12 protein-coding genes are annotated in these 16584 nt (G+C 47.7%); 6 read left to right on the top strand and 6 right to left on the bottom strand.

Annotated features, from left to right (window positions below; all coding sequences use genetic code 11):
- The first annotated feature begins 60 nt into the window (after nt 1-60).
- A complete protein-coding gene (locus EL645_RS06205; RefSeq protein WP_126549213.1) occupies nt 61-1182 on the top strand; it encodes a toll/interleukin-1 receptor domain-containing protein in 1122 nt (373 codons plus the stop codon).
- 821 nt (nt 1183-2003) lie between these two features.
- On the opposite strand, the gene EL645_RS06200 is transcribed toward EL645_RS06205, so the two are convergent.
- The 4 genes from EL645_RS06200 to EL645_RS06180 form a co-directional block, all read right to left on the bottom strand.
- On the bottom strand, nt 2004-3107 hold the full coding sequence (locus tag EL645_RS06200) for an ATP synthase subunit B family protein (RefSeq protein WP_126549212.1): 1104 nt from the start codon (nt 3105-3107) through the stop codon (nt 2004-2006).
- A 73-nt stretch (nt 3108-3180) separates the two neighbouring features.
- Complete coding sequence (locus EL645_RS06195) at nt 3181-3582, bottom strand: hypothetical protein (protein ID WP_126549211.1); 402 nt, start codon at nt 3580-3582, stop codon at nt 3181-3183.
- Between the two features lie 30 nt (nt 3583-3612).
- Nucleotides 3613-4110, bottom strand: a complete 498-nt coding sequence (locus tag EL645_RS06190; RefSeq protein ID WP_126549210.1) for a lytic transglycosylase domain-containing protein — start codon at nt 4108-4110, stop codon at nt 3613-3615.
- 1307 nt (nt 4111-5417) lie between these two features.
- Nucleotides 5418-6167: a GntR family transcriptional regulator gene (locus EL645_RS06180; RefSeq protein WP_126549208.1), complete on the bottom strand. Its 750-nt coding sequence runs from the start codon at nt 6165-6167 to the stop codon at nt 5418-5420.
- A gap of 1091 nt (nt 6168-7258) precedes the next feature.
- Between EL645_RS06180 and EL645_RS06175 the strand changes: the two genes are divergently transcribed.
- The 5 genes from EL645_RS06175 to EL645_RS06155 all read left to right on the top strand — a co-directional run bounded on the left by EL645_RS06175 (nt 7259) and on the right by EL645_RS06155 (nt 14196).
- Nucleotides 7259-8683 (top strand): NACHT domain-containing protein, encoded by a 1425-nt coding sequence (locus EL645_RS06175; protein ID WP_126549207.1) that lies wholly within the window; start codon nt 7259-7261, stop codon nt 8681-8683.
- Nucleotides 8668-10026 (top strand): NACHT domain-containing protein, encoded by a 1359-nt coding sequence (locus EL645_RS06170; protein ID WP_126549206.1) that lies wholly within the window; start codon nt 8668-8670, stop codon nt 10024-10026. Before EL645_RS06175 ends, EL645_RS06170 begins: the two co-directional genes overlap by 16 nt.
- Nucleotides 10027-10852: 826 nt before the next feature.
- The gene (locus tag EL645_RS06165; protein ID WP_126549205.1) at nt 10853-12001 is read left to right on the top strand and encodes a restriction endonuclease; all 1149 of its coding nucleotides are present in this window, start codon (nt 10853-10855) and stop codon (nt 11999-12001) included.
- A 182-nt stretch (nt 12002-12183) separates the two neighbouring features.
- Entirely contained in the window at nt 12184-13164 is a 981-nt protein-coding gene (locus tag EL645_RS06160) for an HNH endonuclease (protein WP_161977167.1), read from the top strand.
- 21 nt (nt 13165-13185) lie between these two features.
- Nucleotides 13186-14196 (top strand): zinc-dependent alcohol dehydrogenase family protein, encoded by a 1011-nt coding sequence (locus EL645_RS06155; protein WP_126549203.1) that lies wholly within the window; start codon nt 13186-13188, stop codon nt 14194-14196.
- A gap of 78 nt (nt 14197-14274) precedes the next feature.
- On the opposite strand, the gene EL645_RS06150 is transcribed toward EL645_RS06155, so the two are convergent.
- Nucleotides 14275-14658, bottom strand: a complete 384-nt coding sequence (locus EL645_RS06150) for a hypothetical protein (RefSeq protein ID WP_126549202.1) — start codon at nt 14656-14658, stop codon at nt 14275-14277.
- 563 nt (nt 14659-15221) lie between these two features.
- Complete coding sequence (locus tag EL645_RS06145) at nt 15222-16340, bottom strand: ABC transporter ATP-binding protein (protein ID WP_126549201.1); 1119 nt, start codon at nt 16338-16340, stop codon at nt 15222-15224.
- Nucleotides 16341-16584 lie beyond the last annotated feature (244 nt).

Here is a 16584-nt window from a genome sequence, read left to right as displayed (position 1 = left end):
GAAAAACAGCAATTCCCTATACTTGAAAGGGGAAAAAAGAAAACAGAAGAGAAGGATACTATGGCCAATCCAGAACATTTGCAACAGTTGAAAAAAGGCCGCCAATCCTGGAATGAGTGGAGAGAAATGAATGCGGAGGTGTTGCCAGATCTTAGCCATACCGACCTCAGCAGAGTTGACCTCCGCGATGCCAAACTCTATGGGACCTACCTTAGAGATACTAATCTCCGCGGAGCCAATCTGAGCGGAGCCAGCCTTTTCTATGCCAACCTTAGTGATGCTGATCTTAGCGGAGCCAATCTGAGCGGAGCCGCACTTGGAGCGGCACGTTTCATCAATGCCAACCTCCGCGGGGCTGAGCTTGCTTATGCTCGCTTCAACGGTTCCTATACCGACCTCAGAGGAGCCAATCTGAGCGGAGCCAACCTCAGAGGAGCCAATCTGAGCGAAGCCAACCTCAGTGGAATCGATCTGAGCGGAGCTAACCTCAGAGGAGCCAATCTGAGCGGAGCTAACCTCAGAGGAGCCAATTTCCATCGAGCGATCATCGATACAACACACTTCGGCGATCGGGATATGCGTGAAATCAACGGACTTGAGACAATACAGCATCAAGGACCATCGCCATTGAGTATTAATAGCCTCTTTTTGTCTGAAGGAGACATTCCCGAAACATTCCTTCGAGGAACAGGAGCACCAGATATACTCATTGAGTACATACGCTCGTTGGCAGCCAGGCCGATCAACTACTCTACCTGCTTTCTCGATTATTCCAGCAAGGATGAAGACTTTGCGCAACGGCTGTATGCGGATCTGCAAGCTCAAGGCGTCCGCTGCTGGCTCAACGAGGAGCATAAAAGAGAGATTGGTAAGTATGATCAAGTGATCCTGATCCTTTCGAAACACTCGGTCAAGAGCAAGCGGCTGCAACACATCGTTTCGACGACGATAGACAAGGAGGAACAATACCGAGATGAGAACCACATCAAAAAGGTTGTCCTGTTCCCGATCAAACTGGACAGAACTCCTCTGAAGGACGTATCGGCCCAATGGGTGGAAGAGACTCTGAGAGAGCGACATATCCACGATTTTACCCAGTGGCAGGAACACCAAGCGTATATGCAAAGCATTGGAAGGTTGATGCTCGACCTCAAAAAAGAAGACATGCCTGTCGAGGAGTAATGTAATTGTAGGTCTCCATACAGCAAACCAGAAGGGAACGAGAGACACACTTAAGGTATTTTGCACCCCACGTGTTACTGGTTTCGTGGGGTGCGTTAGGAAGTTGACGCCGAAGGAACGAGATGCACCGTATAAGAAGCAAAGACCTGGTGTACAAAGGAATGTATGATGCGAAGTAAGCGACAATTTTCGCTCCCTCCAGTGCCACCCATATGGAACGTTATTATAACTGGGATTACCGTTGTTGCGTGGAGCTTTCTTGCCTACCATTCTCGACAAGATGCAAGTACAAGCTTTATGGAGTGGATCGTCGCAATTGGTTTTTTTCTCTATTTTTTGTGGGTTCTCTATAACTACATCGTGTGGAGAAAAAGAGAGAAGTCCTAGTAGGATCATGCGCCTACGTCCGTTGCGGCTAGCGTCTCCACCTTTTGCGGCCCTGCTATGCATTCCATGCCGAGGCGAGAGGATATACTGAGGAGCGTTTGAGATACCCTCTCGCCTCGCCATTCCAAGCGTAGCAGAGCCTTCAAAGGTAGAACGCTTGCTTCGCACCGCCGCAGTGCGGGCGTGATCGTCGTCGAGCGTTGGGGTACGTGCCTCGGCTCCTGGATGCCTGAGGGCTGTTTTGGCGTCCGTTTCGTGGGCCGTCGTGGTGGCCGTGAAAACGATGGTGTTGGGTGATCGTTCAGCCATAGATAAGACTCCTTTCTGTGTTGGGTGAGGGGAGAAGGCCCGGAACATGGGAGCGACGGGCGCACCTCATGAGCCGGGCGGTTGGCGCGTGGCGCGAAAAGATTTCAGAGAAAAAGAGAACAGAGTTATTGATCGAGTCGACGCATACGAGATTTTGTTGGTTCGCTGAGTTCGGGCGTGTTGGGTGCGCGCCGATGCGTGAGAATATCCTTGAAGACCTGGCGCTTCAATTCGGCCAGAAATTCGGCGTCCTCCTTCTCCTGCTGGACTTTGATCTGCAGCAGCAGGATCTCGGCTTCTGCTTTGGCCTCGATCGTTTTGCGCTCGCCTTCGGCTTGCGCGATCTCGCGATAGATCGCGCCTTTTTCGCGCTCGCCGCGGGCGATCAACTTGAGCGGGCTGCCGTCCACTTTGGCGAGGAAGAAGGCAGTCGAGGCGTCACCCAGGATGAAACCAGCAACGCGTGAGGCGATGAACACGTAGAGAATGGTCATGTTGGCATCGTGGCTTTGGCCGATCACATGCAGCAGGAAGGCGGTCTGACTGATGATATTGATCAGCGCGAAGACCAACCATATGCCCGTGCCGAGCCAGATTTCACCCTCCTCGCGCTTGGAGACAATGCCGCCGGACTCGCGCTTCTCCTCCAGATCGCGCCGCTTGATGGCAACGCCGAAGGTGACAAACATCATGGCCAGGTCGATGAAGAGCGCACCACCGGCAATCACATAATCGGCCGTGTCACCAGCTGGCACCAGGCGTGTCAACACATAGGCCACCTCAGAAGTCGTCAGAGCCACGAAGGCAATCGGCCCCAGGAAGAGCCAGAACTTGAGGAGGAAGAGCATAAAGCGTTCATGGGCGGGACGGCCGAACTTGGCCCCCTCGACCAAGTTCATACGCCGGATGCGCAGCTGTTCAGGTGTCATCAGCGAGGTATTCAGGCGCGGGCTGACCGCTGGTTGTGTCTCGATGGAATAATCCGCAGGCAGCGCCCCGGTACTGGTCGAGGGAGCCACTGGACGAGGAGTGCGCGGAACCGCAGCCCCGGCTCCTGGATCCTCGTCATTGGTGAAGGCCGATCGCAGCCGCCCGAAGAAACCCGGCCGAGGTGCGTACTGCTGGCGGGATGCATTGACGGCCTGAGCGAGGCCCTCTGTGTGAGCCGCATTTTCTTCGACCAGGTCAGCAAACGCTTGTGTGTCGGGATAGTTCTGTGCGTCATCCATGGGGTATACCCTTTCTGTTCAGAGAGCGAAGAGAGCGGCTATCCCGGCCAGGGACAGCCGCAACAATAGCACGCTATTCGTCGTCATCTTCGGGAAGGCCGAGGTCACGTAAATTGGTAACCTGGGTGCGGATCTGCAGAATGGTCTGTTTCTCGCCGGAGTTCTTGTCCTCGATCTCGCGTTCACCAGCGGTCTGACTGACAAAGGTGACTTTGACCTTGTGACCGGCCAGTTCTTTTTTGAGGGTGTGAACTTCGATGTCGCGCCCTTTGTCATCCTTCCCCGGTTTCGCCTCGACCAGGTCCTTATACTGGCGGTCATTGCTGCGCAGCTGACAGGAGTAGACGCGACCATAACGAGGATCAGTAATTTCCATGGAGAGGAAATGCCACTGTTCACCAGCGCGAGGACCTTTTTCGATAGTCCCACCAACGGGACGAATGCCATTGACCACACCTGTTAATACCAGAGCCATAGGAACACCTCTTCTTTCTTTTGTGTGAACTTACTGTTGTTGCCCGGCCAGAATGACAGTGATATAGTGTTGTGTTTCCGCAGGAAGGCAGCGTTGCCATTGTGATCGACACCGATCCACCGCCGACTTGACCGCACCAGGGCCAGCGTTATAGGCAGCCAGAGCCGCCGCATAATTGCCGTGGTACTGCTTGTTGTAGGAAGCCATGAGATGAGCCGCCCCTTTGAGGGCTTGCTCAGGGTTCCAGGGATCAATGCCAAGAGCGCGAGCGGTGGCAGGCATAAACTGTGCGATTCCTTGCGCACCAGCTGGAGAGAGCGCACGAGGATCAAACTTACTCTCTTGCTCAATCTGCCGCTCAAAGATATCAGGAGAAATGCCTGCATCCGTCGCCGCCTGGCGAGCCATCGAGACATAGGAGGTTACAGTAACGTGTGAGATTGACTTATGTTGTGCTGTAGCCTGAAACGAGGGATAGAGCAAGGCTGCAGCCACAATCACCAGCCCGATAAGAAGCAGTTTGCGCATAGGACCTCCAATTGGCAAAACTTGCCCAGGCCAGGCCCTATGTGCAAGAATGCACAGTGAGAACCTGGTTATTGCTACACAGGCGAAACTAGTTACTCAACCGTTGGGCTAGAGTTGGCAGACCCTAGCTCAACACCCCTACTCCTAAGCCTTAATAATTCAAAGATTTACATGTATAGATAAATGGTGATTTGACCGTTACCCCTAGCTGGACACCTCCTCTTCTAAATATTCTTGCTGCCCCGCAGCATGTACTATCATCGTATATTGATCTAGAGCAAATGTCAACACTATATTGATCTAGACCAATAGAATAGCAAAAAAGCTGTTGGCAGTGGGACAAAAGTCAGCAAAGCTGTAAATCCTAATATTAAACGGCTCTCCCTCACTTTGCATGAATCGAAAGAGTCCAAGGAGAAAATACTGGAAATGGCTCCCTCCTGAAGCCTGTTGAAGCAAATAGGAAAGGAGCACATGCCAGAGCTTTCACATAAAGTGAGGAAGAGCCGAATAATGCTGGGATTTACACTTACGATCATTGATTGCTACAAATATCACATTTTGCGATTACTAATCATCTATCTTAGATAGATACGCACAACTTTTGTACACGCGTCATACCCAACATAGCCTCTTCGCCTTTGAGAAAGGATAAAGTTCTATGAAACGATTGAAAATATGGTGTGGAGCGGCATTATTGCTTTCTATATTGTTGATAGGTGTTATCATATTCGTTTCCTCATCAACAGAAGCAGCTCCCCGGCTACCCAACTACATCATCCATCTACCACTATGACATCTCGAACTGAAACCTCCTATGTTCTAGGGGTTCCGGCTATCTCCCCATCAGGAACAACAAAGGCTACAATCACTAGCCCTTCGACTTCCGCACTTACGAAGCAGGATGTTATTAGCTATTTAAATCAGAAGAAGCCTTTTGATGCCTATCTCGTCCAAGGTGCACATGTAACCATAGCATCAATCCAATTTGTTACAGCGAAGCAGGCTAGTATTCTTATGAATGGAGAAACTGTTGGTCGTCCCGACGATGATCTTGTATGCTATGTACGCGTTCAAGGGCCTTTTTCTCGTTTGGGCACTCATCTAGGGCCGTATTCTCCCGGTAAAAAAGTTATCCTTACTGCCAAGTTTGCTGATATGGTGTTTGATGGGCAGACAGGAAACATGTTGGTATGGGGGATGGAAAATTCCTAGCACCAATACTTTAAGCTGACTTTGAAGACCTTAGTAGCTCTACCTAAAAAAGGAGTGACGCACATACATCACTCCTTTTCGTTGCTTGTTCGTTAGTTTTTGTTTTTCCAATGAGCAGCCTCATAGTCATAAGAAAGCACAAAAAAACTAGCTACAAAAATGATCTTATTGTACATGATGGCTGTCTTATCATCCTCAGCATAGTTAGTTCGTTTGACTTCTAAGACTGGGGCACCTCGGACCAACTTCAGCAACTCTTGCTCTTTCTGATCAGGTAGACGAGCAATCACATCCTCATGCACACGTTTTATAATTTTGCCGTGTTTTTGTTTAATGGCAAGGATTGCATCAAACCTTTCGTCAGCCTGCATCTGCTGCAGGATGTAATCATCAACAAGAGTAACTGGATAGAAATTTTCCGCTAGACGATAATGAGCCGTTGTTGTTCCTTGTCGCCGGAGCCGGTGGACCACAGGCGACCCAGGAGTAATGTTGAATACTTTTGCAACATCTTCAGGGGCTGCCACCACCGCAGGCTCTTCAATATTCGTTTCAACCGGATTGAATCCCAACTCTTCCAGGTACTTATCAAAACGAGGCAAAATTCCAGGTATACGGGTTCGAGGCATGTGCACATAGACGCCCTGGCGGCCAAGAGAAGAAAGCAAACCTTCAGATTGCAATCTCTGTATTGCTTTGTTCATTGTCTCTTGTGTCGTTCCATATTGCGATGCAAACATTCGCAGCGATGGTAGCCGGCCACCAGTTCCGAATTCGCCTGCCACAATGCGTTGACGGAGTGCATTGGTAATCTCGTCAACTTTGCTGATTTCGGAAGCCATAATCTTTAACACTTTCTGATCTAACACAGATACTATTCAACAACAACTCTAGAGCAAGCATAAGACAAAATCAACTACATGTCAATATTGACAATTGGTCTAGATCAAAAATAGAAGTTATGTGCTCTAGATCAATTGCTCAGGGGGATAACCAATTCTATGAAGTCGCTTGGGGGGCTGATTGAGTGTGAAATCCACGGGCAATAGTCACCGGGAGGAGTTGTGTTATAGCGCAGTTTAAATACTGTGAACTGGCTCTAGAAGCCGATTGATATACGGCTCAGTCTCCGGAACCGGGTGCGCTGGTTCGATTCCAGTCGGGAACACTCAGCAATATAAAACGGCTCTAGAAGCCAAAAGGACCCAAACGGGAGGAAACGGCAAACCCCTCGTTTGGGCCCTTTTTTTACCAGGTTTTGGTGCGTAGAAGGCACTTTCTACGCACCAAAACATCCCCGTTATGTCAATGAGAATGCTTGTGTTTTTTCTTCCGTAGAAGCTCCATGGCAGACACCGCAGAGAACTTATGCTGTTCTTTTCGGGCCGACCTGGAGTCAAAATCCTTGAGATATTCCTCTGTGATCTCAACGCTACTGTGTCCCATAAGCCGAGAAAGTTTATAAATTTTATCTCCTTGTTCCAGATAAATTCTAGCAAAAGTGTGTTATATGGAATCTGATGAGCAAAAATTGTGATTATGCTTATTGAGTGGAAAGAGATAGCCGCACTTTAGTTAAGCGGGCTTAGAATGCAAATGACCTGGATAAGTTCCAGGTCATTTGGTTTTTTGGAAGGGAGCAGCTATGCGCGTTGTCATGGGCTGTTTTTTTTGTGGGGATGGCTATTGAGTGAAAGGTGGTTGGGTTGTCGGGCCTTGATGGAAGATGGAAGATGTTTTGTGGTAGAGGCACAATTATGACAACACACCAGTGTGATGGATAAGTATATATGTTACCTATCTCTGTAGAAAAGTACTTACAAATACTTGCATGTTTGGAGTTCAATAGATATAGTATATTCTACTGGCGTAATTAGTTATTTTGACTTGTTACTGTATAGGTAATGTTTCACTGTAAGGATGAGTGAACTGTATGAGTCAACCTGCTACACCTGACTCTTCGTGGAAAGGACTTCCACCATGGTTATCTATTTTATTGGTTACGTTAGGGCTTTCGGCAGGCGGAATGTCAATTATATTGCAGTGGGCGAAGAATCCCTGGGTGGTTGTGGTGTGGGTACTGGTTTATGAAGTGGCAGTATTTATGGTTGGTTTTTTGGGGAAGGTAGGGAAGGAGTTATATGATCCATTGGCGAACTATATGGCCCTGGGAATTCAGCGCAGGTTGCAAGAAATATTTTCCCGCTCTTATCGGGATTATTATATTTATCTGGTAGAGGAACATAAGATTTTTGATATGAAAGGATTGAGTAAGCCCACAGAGCATGACCTGGAATTGGAATGGGTATTTGTGGATGTCTGTATTCAACCTCTACCAGCGCATAGGGTTTCTGTTAACTTGTTGGAGAGGCCAAAGCAGCCCCAGCATAACCATACTATTTGGGAGTATCTCTCAACTGATGAATTGGCGAATAGGCATTTGGTGATATTGGGAGCTCCAGGATCGGGAAAGACAACGTTGCTAAAGCATCTTGCTCTTACGCTGGCGCAGCCCAAAAAGAACATCCAGCCGAAAAAGCTGCGACAAATACTGGCACAGTCAAAAAAGCAACAACGACCCAAAAAAATGAGGCACACCTTTCCTATATTCCTCTCTTTGCATGATCATGTAGAGATGATTACAACCCAACCTGAATATTCATTATCGATGGCTGTGCAAGAGCATGTTCAACGGAAATGCCAGCGAACTATACCAGCGACCTGGATCGAGAAACACTTAAAGAAAAAACACTGTCTCATTCTTTTGGATGGTTTGGATGAGGTTGCCGATCTCAACACACGTTTAAAAGTGGTCGAATGGGTGCAGATGCAGATGCATGTGTATGGAAAGAATCGTTTTGTTATTGCATCTAGGCCCTATGGATATCGAGATAACCGGCTTGAAGGGGTAACCGTACTGGATGCTCAGAATTTCAATAATGAACAGATCGAAACATTCATTCTCAATTGGTATCTTTCCACCGAATTTAGAAATTCTGATATAGACTATGCAAATCTGAAGAGGCGGGCGAGCGAAGCAACAAAAGATTTAGTACAGCGCCTTTATCAATCGCCAGCGCTTTCGAAGTTAGCGGCTAATCCACTCTTGCTTACGATGATTGTGACCATTCATCGGGAAGATATTAAGCTCCCTGAGAGGCGTGTGGAGCTCTATGAAGAGATTTGTAACGTCTTCTTAGGTACGCGCTATGAGGCCCGAAGCATACCACAGGATTTATCGCTGGCCCAGAAACAACGGATATTACAGCAGCTAGCTTACTTTATGATGATGCAGAATCAGCGAGAGATTGCAGATGAAGACGCGCAAGAAATCATTGCCCCATGCTGGCATCTGTAAGCCAGTATGTACGGCCGGAAGAATTCTTAGATCATCTCAAAAATGTTAGCGGCTTATTGTTAGAAAAAAATCCAGGCATTTATAGTTTTGCGCACCCGACATTCCAGGAATACCTGGCGGCCGTGTATATTAAAGAACAAGGGTTAGAAGCTAGCTTGATTGAGCAGATAGAGAATCCCTGGTGGCACGAAACAATTCGGCTCTACTGCTCGCAGGCGGATGCGACGCGGATTATCCAGGCCTGCTTAAACAGCCGGCCCCTCTCAGCGGTAGCACTGGCACTGGCATTTGAATGTGATCAAGAAAAATTAATAGTCCAGCCGCAGGCGCAAGAACAGCTGACAGCCATCTTAGAAACTGGTTGTGACGATCCAGATCCCGAACACCGAAGTGTGGTGGCAGAGGCATTGTTAACACAGAGAATGCACCGGATGTCCTACTTGCGTGAAGGCACCTATATTGATAGCTCATTGGTTACCCATGCGGAATATCAATTGTTTTTAGATGAGCAGCGAGCACAGGGAAACTCTTCTGTTTATGTGCCAGCTCATTGGAAGCAAGACTGTTTTCCTGCAGGGGCCGGGAAAAAGCCAGTATTAGGGGTGCGGCGCGCGGATGCACAGAAGTTTTGTGCGTGGCTAACGGCACGCGAGGGAGAGGGATGGCGATATCGCCTACCGTGTTCAGATGAATGGTCGCTTGAAGAGAGACACAGGCAAAGCGAGGTCAGTAACGAAACGGGCTATTGGGTAGAAGATAAAGCAACATTAGTCTGGCTACATGGGGAACCAGCGGATGGTTTGAAGCAGCAATTGCGTGTGATTGTCGACCGCGCTCTTGTGAAGAATGATCGTGCGAGCACAAAGGAACTGTCCTTGATCGAGGAACTTGCCGCTGATCTGGCGCGCACATTTATACGCGCCCAGAGCCTGATCAGAGATTTAGGGCTTTCCAACAACATTGTGAAGGCTCAGCATCGAGATCGAGCGTTTCTAGAAACGTTCGTTAGCTATCTTACTCAAGCTATTAATCTGTCTAACGAATTAATCCAGGCCAATGCCGGGGTTGGTAGGCGATCCAACGAACAGGTTATTGATCAGAATAGCATCAGCAACCTGGAGAGTATCCGTACCCGTGCTAGAGCCCTGGCTGCAGTTTGGAATCCCCGATCCAGGACTTTCATGGGTATGCAGGATCGCCTGGCCGCTCGAGCACATGAACTTGATCGCGTTCGTGAACTTTGTATCATGCTTTTACTTTTGAAAGAGCGCATTGAAGGATATTTGCCAGCCTACGAAGGTATTTTGTTAATTAAAGAGCATAAGAATGACGAGAAGCCATAACGAGGTCGCATAAACAGGTATTTATTGCCTACTCACCAGCGACCGGGAACTCAGAGGACAGCCAGAACCGCCCGAGGGTCACATCATAGCTCATCATAAGTTCACCCCCAGGAAAGAAAAGAGAGAACAAGAGCAGGTATTTTGCACCCCATGTGTTACTGGTTTCGTGGGGTGCTTTTTACTACCTCCACATCCAGAAAATGGATATGCTACGTATAGAATCTGATGCAGGTAAAAAACGAAGGAAACGAAACTATGAAAACAAGGATGAAAGTTGCAATCTACTTCTTGGCCTTTTCGGCTTTTTTCTTCTTGGTAATTGCTGCATGTGTTCTCTACATGGCTATATACCTGAACAATAATCCTCTCTTGTATGTGCTGTTTGTTGCTTGCCTGATGACAAGCGCAATTCAGGTTTTTTGTGTGTTATGATGCGAAAGCAAATTTAAAAGGAAAGGCGCAGATGCCAAGATGGTCTCGCGGCTAGCGTCTCCACCTTTTGCGGCCCTGCTATGCATTTCCATGACGAATATTTATAATAAGTTTTTTTGTTCTTATATGGGTTTAACAGGCTATTATTTTAATAATAGTTTTTGGCTCGGGGCAGGGGAACAAGAGAAGGGGGATAGGAATAAAAAACGCAGTAGATGTCATTCTCACTATTGACAACAAGGCAAAAAGTGCATTAAATTGATGATGTAGTATATTATTAACGCATACCTATAAAAGCTTATTACTGGCGCATAAAAAGGAGTGCTATGCTCCCCATCTGACACCGCCTGTGCACCCGGATATCAAGCGCGAGCTGAGATCAAAGCTGCTTGCCATGTCTGCGCGCAGCTTCGAATTCTTTGCGGGCGATTTTTTGACCTATGCTGGCCTTGAAAATATTTCTGTTACGCGCTACGTTGGGGATGGTGGCATCGATGCACGTGGCACTTTAATGGCCGGACGTTTTCAGCTTCCGATCGGTGTACAAGTGAAACGCTATCGCAATAATGTGCAGCGGCCAGATATCGATCGTTTTGTAGGAGCCTTGTCGGGCCATTTTTCTGAGGGTTTATTTGTAACGACCGCTAACTACTCGCCGTCGGCCTTGCAGAAGGCGACTATATCGGTGCCACATGTGCTCACTTTAAACGGGGAGCAGATCGTCGCGCTAATGCTTGAGCACAGGCTTGGTGTCATAACTTCGCCGCATAATGCAGAGAAATTGGATGTTGATGGAGACTATTTTGCCGCCTTTGAACGCATGAAAAGTCTGTGGTCGGATCATATCAACGAATCCACTGCCTCTTACCAGGCCCATGTTAAGGAACTGGCTAATGATCAACCGATTGATTTGAATCCTGGCGAAGACCTGATTATGCTGAACACGCTGGGTTATGCACTGCGCGTCGATCCGGCGCGGCTACGGCGCTGGGTAGATGATGGCACTCTTACGCCTGATGCGGTGCAGCAGTCTGGTGGCCGGAGTAGCCACTATTTCAGGCGCGATCGTATTGAGCCTATTAGAAGGATGCTTCATCTGGAGCAACGACCAGAGTCGAGCGCGGCCTGGAAACAAGAGTTTCTTGATTTTGCCAGGAGCAAGAACCTGTCCAAATCATACAAGCCCGTCATGCTCAAAGCTTTCTTCCTGCTAGTTGATCGCGAAGGCAAAGTGCGGATTGATGATCTGGTCCGCGAGTTCCGCCATATCTATGTACACTATGTCGAGATAGGTCAACCTCTAGAGCGCAGTAGTTCGCTGATGGTTCAACCGCTGGAGGTAAGTGATCAAGCTCTCAAACGGCTGATTGTAACCCATCCACTTGAGCGTTTTCTGATCAAAAACTTTATGGAGTATGATCAGGAGCAGGGCATCGTGCAGATTGCGCCTCACCTGTGGCAAGAATTGTTCCACTATGAGGTCATGGATGTGCTAGAGCGTGCTGAGGAGCAGCTGCGCTATTATGTCTCCCGCGACAGCTGATATTTCTTATAGCATGCTATTCAATCGTATGAGCGCAGCTGCCTGACAGGCGCATCCGTTTCCTTGTCACTGCTCAAGTTGAATGGCTGAGCCAGTGGCAGCGGAGCTAGCCGCGTCCAAGCGGCGTTTACGATTGCTTTTTATAGCATAATAATGGGATCTAGAAAGCAAGGATGTTTCGCATGGATGTTGTTGATCTTTCGCGGCAGGATATCGCGCAGCAATTAATAGAAATTACGCGGCGGGAAACCCCAGCACCGGGCAAGAAACAGGTCAAATTTAATCTCCTGGAAGTCTTGTTGTGCTATGGCCTCTTTTACATTATAGATCCCCATCGTTACGGCGGACGCAATATGCACCTGGCCCCGGCCTCCTTGCATACCCTCGCAGCCTTTTTTAAACGTAGTCCGGGTTCTTTAACCAATAAAATGTTGAACCTGGATGGTTCACGCCCCAATAGTGGCAAAGATGAGGTACGTTTATTCGCGCAACTGTCAGCCAGTCCATACGTTTATTATGCATTGTATAAAGAGATAATGCTCACTGCCCGTCAACTCTCAATTGATGAGAATCGTTTACCCGATTTTCTAGATCTTCTCGTCGAAAAAACAGCAGAGGAGACACTTCTGCTTGGCCAGGAGGAACTGCCAGCAAGTAGTGGCTATCTGCTCAAAACCGAGCAGCATCTTGTCAAGGAGGTCGCAGTCAATTATGGTCTGGGCGATGAACTGACGGAGAAACTGGTTGAACAGCGGGTGAGGCTCACACAACATCGCTTTGCTATGGATGTACTAAGCAATTGTGGGCGAACGTGTGTCTTTTGTGGTTTTGAACCGCGCGGTCTGGGAGAAAGAAATGGACTTCTGCGAGCCTCTCATATCAAGCCGTGGTCAGTATCTGCTTCAGTAGAGCGCATGGATGTACGCAATGGTCTGGCCGCCTGTCCGATCCATGATGCTGGTTTTGACCAGGGATATCTGACCGTTGATGAAGAGTACACTATCCGCCGAGCATCGGTACTCCTACAGAGCATGCTATCTGACACAGGGGTAGAGCACTATTTTGGAAGCAATGTGCAACCCCGGTTGTTATTACCTTCACAGGCCAGGAAACCTGATATAGAGTATCTTCGCTATCATCAAGATAGGATTTTTCGAGGATAATACGAGCAAGGAGTTCATACTGTGAGAGCGTTTGAGATACAACAGCATGCCGATGGCAATAAACTTGTGCAGGTAGAGCGTGAGCAACCACAGGCGGGTCCCGGAGAGATCTTGATTCGTGTGCACGCGGCTTCGCTAAATTATCGAGATCTACTTATTTATCAAGAATATGCGCAGGTGCGACCTTTGGTTCCTCTGTCCGATGGGGCGGGCGAAGTAGTGGCTGTTGGTGATGGGGTGCGCAAGTTCAAGGTCGGAGATCGCGTTGTGCCTGATTTCTTTCCACGCTGGGTGGCGGGCGAGCCTACCAGCGAGGCGTTAGCATCTGCATTAGGGGGTGGCACGGTCAATGGTATGGCAAGCGAGTATATTGCGCTGCCAGCGGATGGTGTGCTGGCCATACCTGATTATTTGTCCTATGAAGAGGCAGCAACTTTGCCCTGTGCCGCTGTGACCGCCTGGAGTAGCCTGGTAATCCATGGGAAACTGAGGCAGGGTGAAACTGTGCTGGCCCTGGGGACCGGTGGCGTATCGATTTTTGCACTACAGATTGCAAAAATATTTGGGGCCAGGGTGATTATTACTTCACATAGCGATGAAAAGCTTGCGCGAGCCAGACAATTGGGTGCAGATTATACAATCAATTATAAAACGACGCCCCATTGGGCTGAACGTGTCCTGGAAATAACCAATGGACAGGGTGCCGATCATGTCGTAGAGGTTGGTGGAGCAGGCACACTGCCACAGTCACTCGAGGCAGTTCGAGAAGGTGGACACATTAGTTTGATTGGGTTGTTAACTGGCGAGCATGGTACAGCGGATCAGTCAATTGCAGCCCGCAAGAAATTGCGGATTGAAGGTATCTATGTGGGGAGTTGTGAGATGTTTGAGGAAATGAATCTCGCTTTTACTCAACACCAGGTTAAACCTGTAATTGATAAAGTCTTCCCTTTTTCCGCTATGAATGAAGCTTATCAGTACCTTAAATCGGGAGTTCATTTTGGTAAAGTTGTTGTGAACTACCAGGGTTAAACTAAAACGACGAGCAATCATAGATAAAAAAGCGTATCCTGGTTCATTTTACAAACGAACCAGGATACGCTTTTTTATCTATTCCTCAGTCCCCACATTGATATCTGTACGCGTCTGATCTTCTTCTAAGTCGGTGCTTATTACTTTGTCCTCTTGTTCGGCCGCTTTCATGGCCTCTTTTAATTTCCGCTCAGAATACCTACCAAACTCCTCCGCGATATCTCCGGAGCCCAGGTCTGTGTCTGCTTCAATATCCTTGCTGCCCATAACAGCTTGCCGTTCTGCGTGCATTCGTCGGATCTCTTGCTTGATTTTTTCCGGGTCAAGGCTAGCTTTTCGGGCAGAATACTTACCAAATTCTTGCGCGAGACTATCTCCAAGATCAACGTCAGCCTCAATATCATAGGACCCGATAATAGGTGGCTTGGACGGTTTTTCGGGTTGCTTATCCTGCTGTGTCATGGTTGTCATCTCTTTTCGTTGAAGGTTTTATGCTAAAAGGATGGATAAGATTTTTGTCATACAGAGGCTAACAATTGTTAACACGAAAAAAACGAATAAAGGTTTCTCCTGACCATGTGCCTCCTGCCAGTTCCCTCATTGCTCAAAAGCCCATTAAATAACATATTTTGAAATAAGTACGCTCTTGTGGAATGTTTCTACTATGTGCATAGAATAATAGAGTATAAAATGTTTCGTCCTATTCAAAGGGGAAAAAGGGATGCAAAACCCTGATAGTAAATGGGCGATGCTAGGCATCGTCTGCTTCTTATTTGGTTTATTGACATTATTTACTGGTTATGGTGGTCTGAGTGCACTGATAGATATTTGTGGCTTTGTCTCCCTTATTATGTATCTTCGGACACTATCTAATCAGACTGAAGAGTAATAGTGGTTGCCATCAAACGATCCTCTACCTTTTGTATAAGATACCGTTCAAAGCTAGCCACGTTCAGGCAGCGTTGCTACAGGCTTTTCCAGCATGCTGCGCAGCCGTGTGAATTTGAGGTGGCGTGTGATCAGGATTATGGTTGCAATAGTGTTTCGGTTATGGGATGAAAGAGATAGATATCGTCTGGATTGATCGCAAGGTTCAGCGATTTTCCTGGCAATAGAGATGGATGGTTGATATCTTTAAGTTCGGCGACGAGGGTCGTCTGTTGACCAATACTGAGTTGTAGTGTCCATTTTCCCATTAAGAGCTCGATGCGCAGGACATGCGCTTGAAGCTGAATGTATGTACTGACATCTATTGACGAGAATGCCCAGGCAAAGTGGATGGCATTAGGCCGTATACCCAGCGTCACAATCGCATGTTTATGAAGGGGGGCTAATGTCATGTGCCAGGCAGTAGATAACGTAAAGCTTAAGCCATCTGCTTGAACTACATAGCCTGTTTCGGTGGCTTGCAGTGAGGCCGTAAGCTGGTTCAATGGTTGATTTAAGTAGTGCGCGATAAAGAGATTGGCTGGCCTGTGCAGAAGCTCGTGCGGCGTTCCGATCTGCTGAATTTGACCTTGATGGATAATAGCCAGGCGTGTTGCGATCGTCAGGGCAGCGGTTGGATTCTGGGTAGCATAAATACTGATCGCTAATTTAAGGCGATGTACCATTTGTATCGCCTGGTGTACGCGATGACGTGTATGTGGATCAAGTTGAATGATTGGCTCATCAAAAAGATAGAGATCAGCATCCTTGACCATCGCCTTTCCAATCGCCACACGTTGTATCTCTCCACCTGAAAGATGCCGTAGCGGGGTTTTTTGTATATGCTGAAGCTCCAGTAGCTCTAATGCGCTTTGCACTTGCTGGTAGATATTTTTTTTACTCAATCGCCGAAAGCGGAGCGTTTGAGCGATATTATCATAGACACTCATCTGAGCGGCCAGCCCATATTTTTGTGTTACCAACGCTACCTTGCGTGTGGCTGGCGAATCTGGCGTAATATTTACGCCATTGAGTATGATTTGGCCTGACTCTGGTTGCTCAAGTCCACTTAGCAGGCGCAATAGTGTTGTTTTACCGCTATTGGAAGGACCCGCCAGTACCAGAAAATCATCATTGGTCAAGGTAAAGCTGGCATGATTGAGCGCGATTGTCTCTCCAAAGTATTTGACCACATCTTTTACGTCCAGCGTATTCATCCCCTGTTGTCTCCTTTGATCCAGGTGCGTGGCTTGACTGAACTCTGGCTCTATGCTAGGAAACGATTGAATAAGCCTATAATAAAAGAATACATCACAAAATAGGAGAAGTGTAATATGGCTTTCGGGAAAAGAATTATTGCACACAGGGTACTATGGTTCTACACCCTTGTAGGCTACTTTTCTGATTAGATTGCTATTGATAAAAAGATAATGATATTGTGTTCAAGAATATATTGGCACA

This window comes from Dictyobacter kobayashii, from assembly GCF_003967555.1.
GTDB classification, from domain to species: Bacteria; Chloroflexota; Ktedonobacteria; order Ktedonobacterales; family Ktedonobacteraceae; genus Dictyobacter; species Dictyobacter kobayashii.
The sequence above is the reverse complement of the archived record's forward strand: the minus strand, read 5'-3'. Positions and strand labels throughout refer to the sequence as shown.

Excerpts from the sequence above, each read along its gene's own strand:
- EL645_RS06205 (WP_126549213.1), top strand. The coding sequence starts at position 61 with ATGGCCAATCCAGAACATTTGCAACAGTTGAAAAAAGGCCGCCAATCC.
- EL645_RS06200 (WP_126549212.1), bottom strand. The coding sequence starts at position 3,107 with ATGGATGACGCACAGAACTATCCCGACACACAAGCGTTTGCTGACCTG.
- EL645_RS06195 (WP_126549211.1), bottom strand. The coding sequence starts at position 3,582 with ATGGCTCTGGTATTAACAGGTGTGGTCAATGGCATTCGTCCCGTTGGT.
- EL645_RS06190 (WP_126549210.1), bottom strand. The coding sequence starts at position 4,110 with ATGCGCAAACTGCTTCTTATCGGGCTGGTGATTGTGGCTGCAGCCTTG.
- EL645_RS06180 (WP_126549208.1), bottom strand. The coding sequence starts at position 6,167 with ATGGCTTCCGAAATCAGCAAAGTTGACGAGATTACCAATGCACTCCGT.
- EL645_RS06175 (WP_126549207.1), top strand. The coding sequence starts at position 7,259 with ATGAGTCAACCTGCTACACCTGACTCTTCGTGGAAAGGACTTCCACCA.
- EL645_RS06170 (WP_126549206.1), top strand. The coding sequence starts at position 8,668 with ATGCTGGCATCTGTAAGCCAGTATGTACGGCCGGAAGAATTCTTAGAT.
- EL645_RS06165 (WP_126549205.1), top strand. The coding sequence starts at position 10,853 with ATGTCTGCGCGCAGCTTCGAATTCTTTGCGGGCGATTTTTTGACCTAT.
- EL645_RS06160 (WP_161977167.1), top strand. The coding sequence starts at position 12,184 with ATGGATGTTGTTGATCTTTCGCGGCAGGATATCGCGCAGCAATTAATA.
- EL645_RS06150 (WP_126549202.1), bottom strand. The coding sequence starts at position 14,658 with ATGACACAGCAGGATAAGCAACCCGAAAAACCGTCCAAGCCACCTATT.
- EL645_RS06145 (WP_126549201.1), bottom strand. The coding sequence starts at position 16,340 with ATGAATACGCTGGACGTAAAAGATGTGGTCAAATACTTTGGAGAGACA.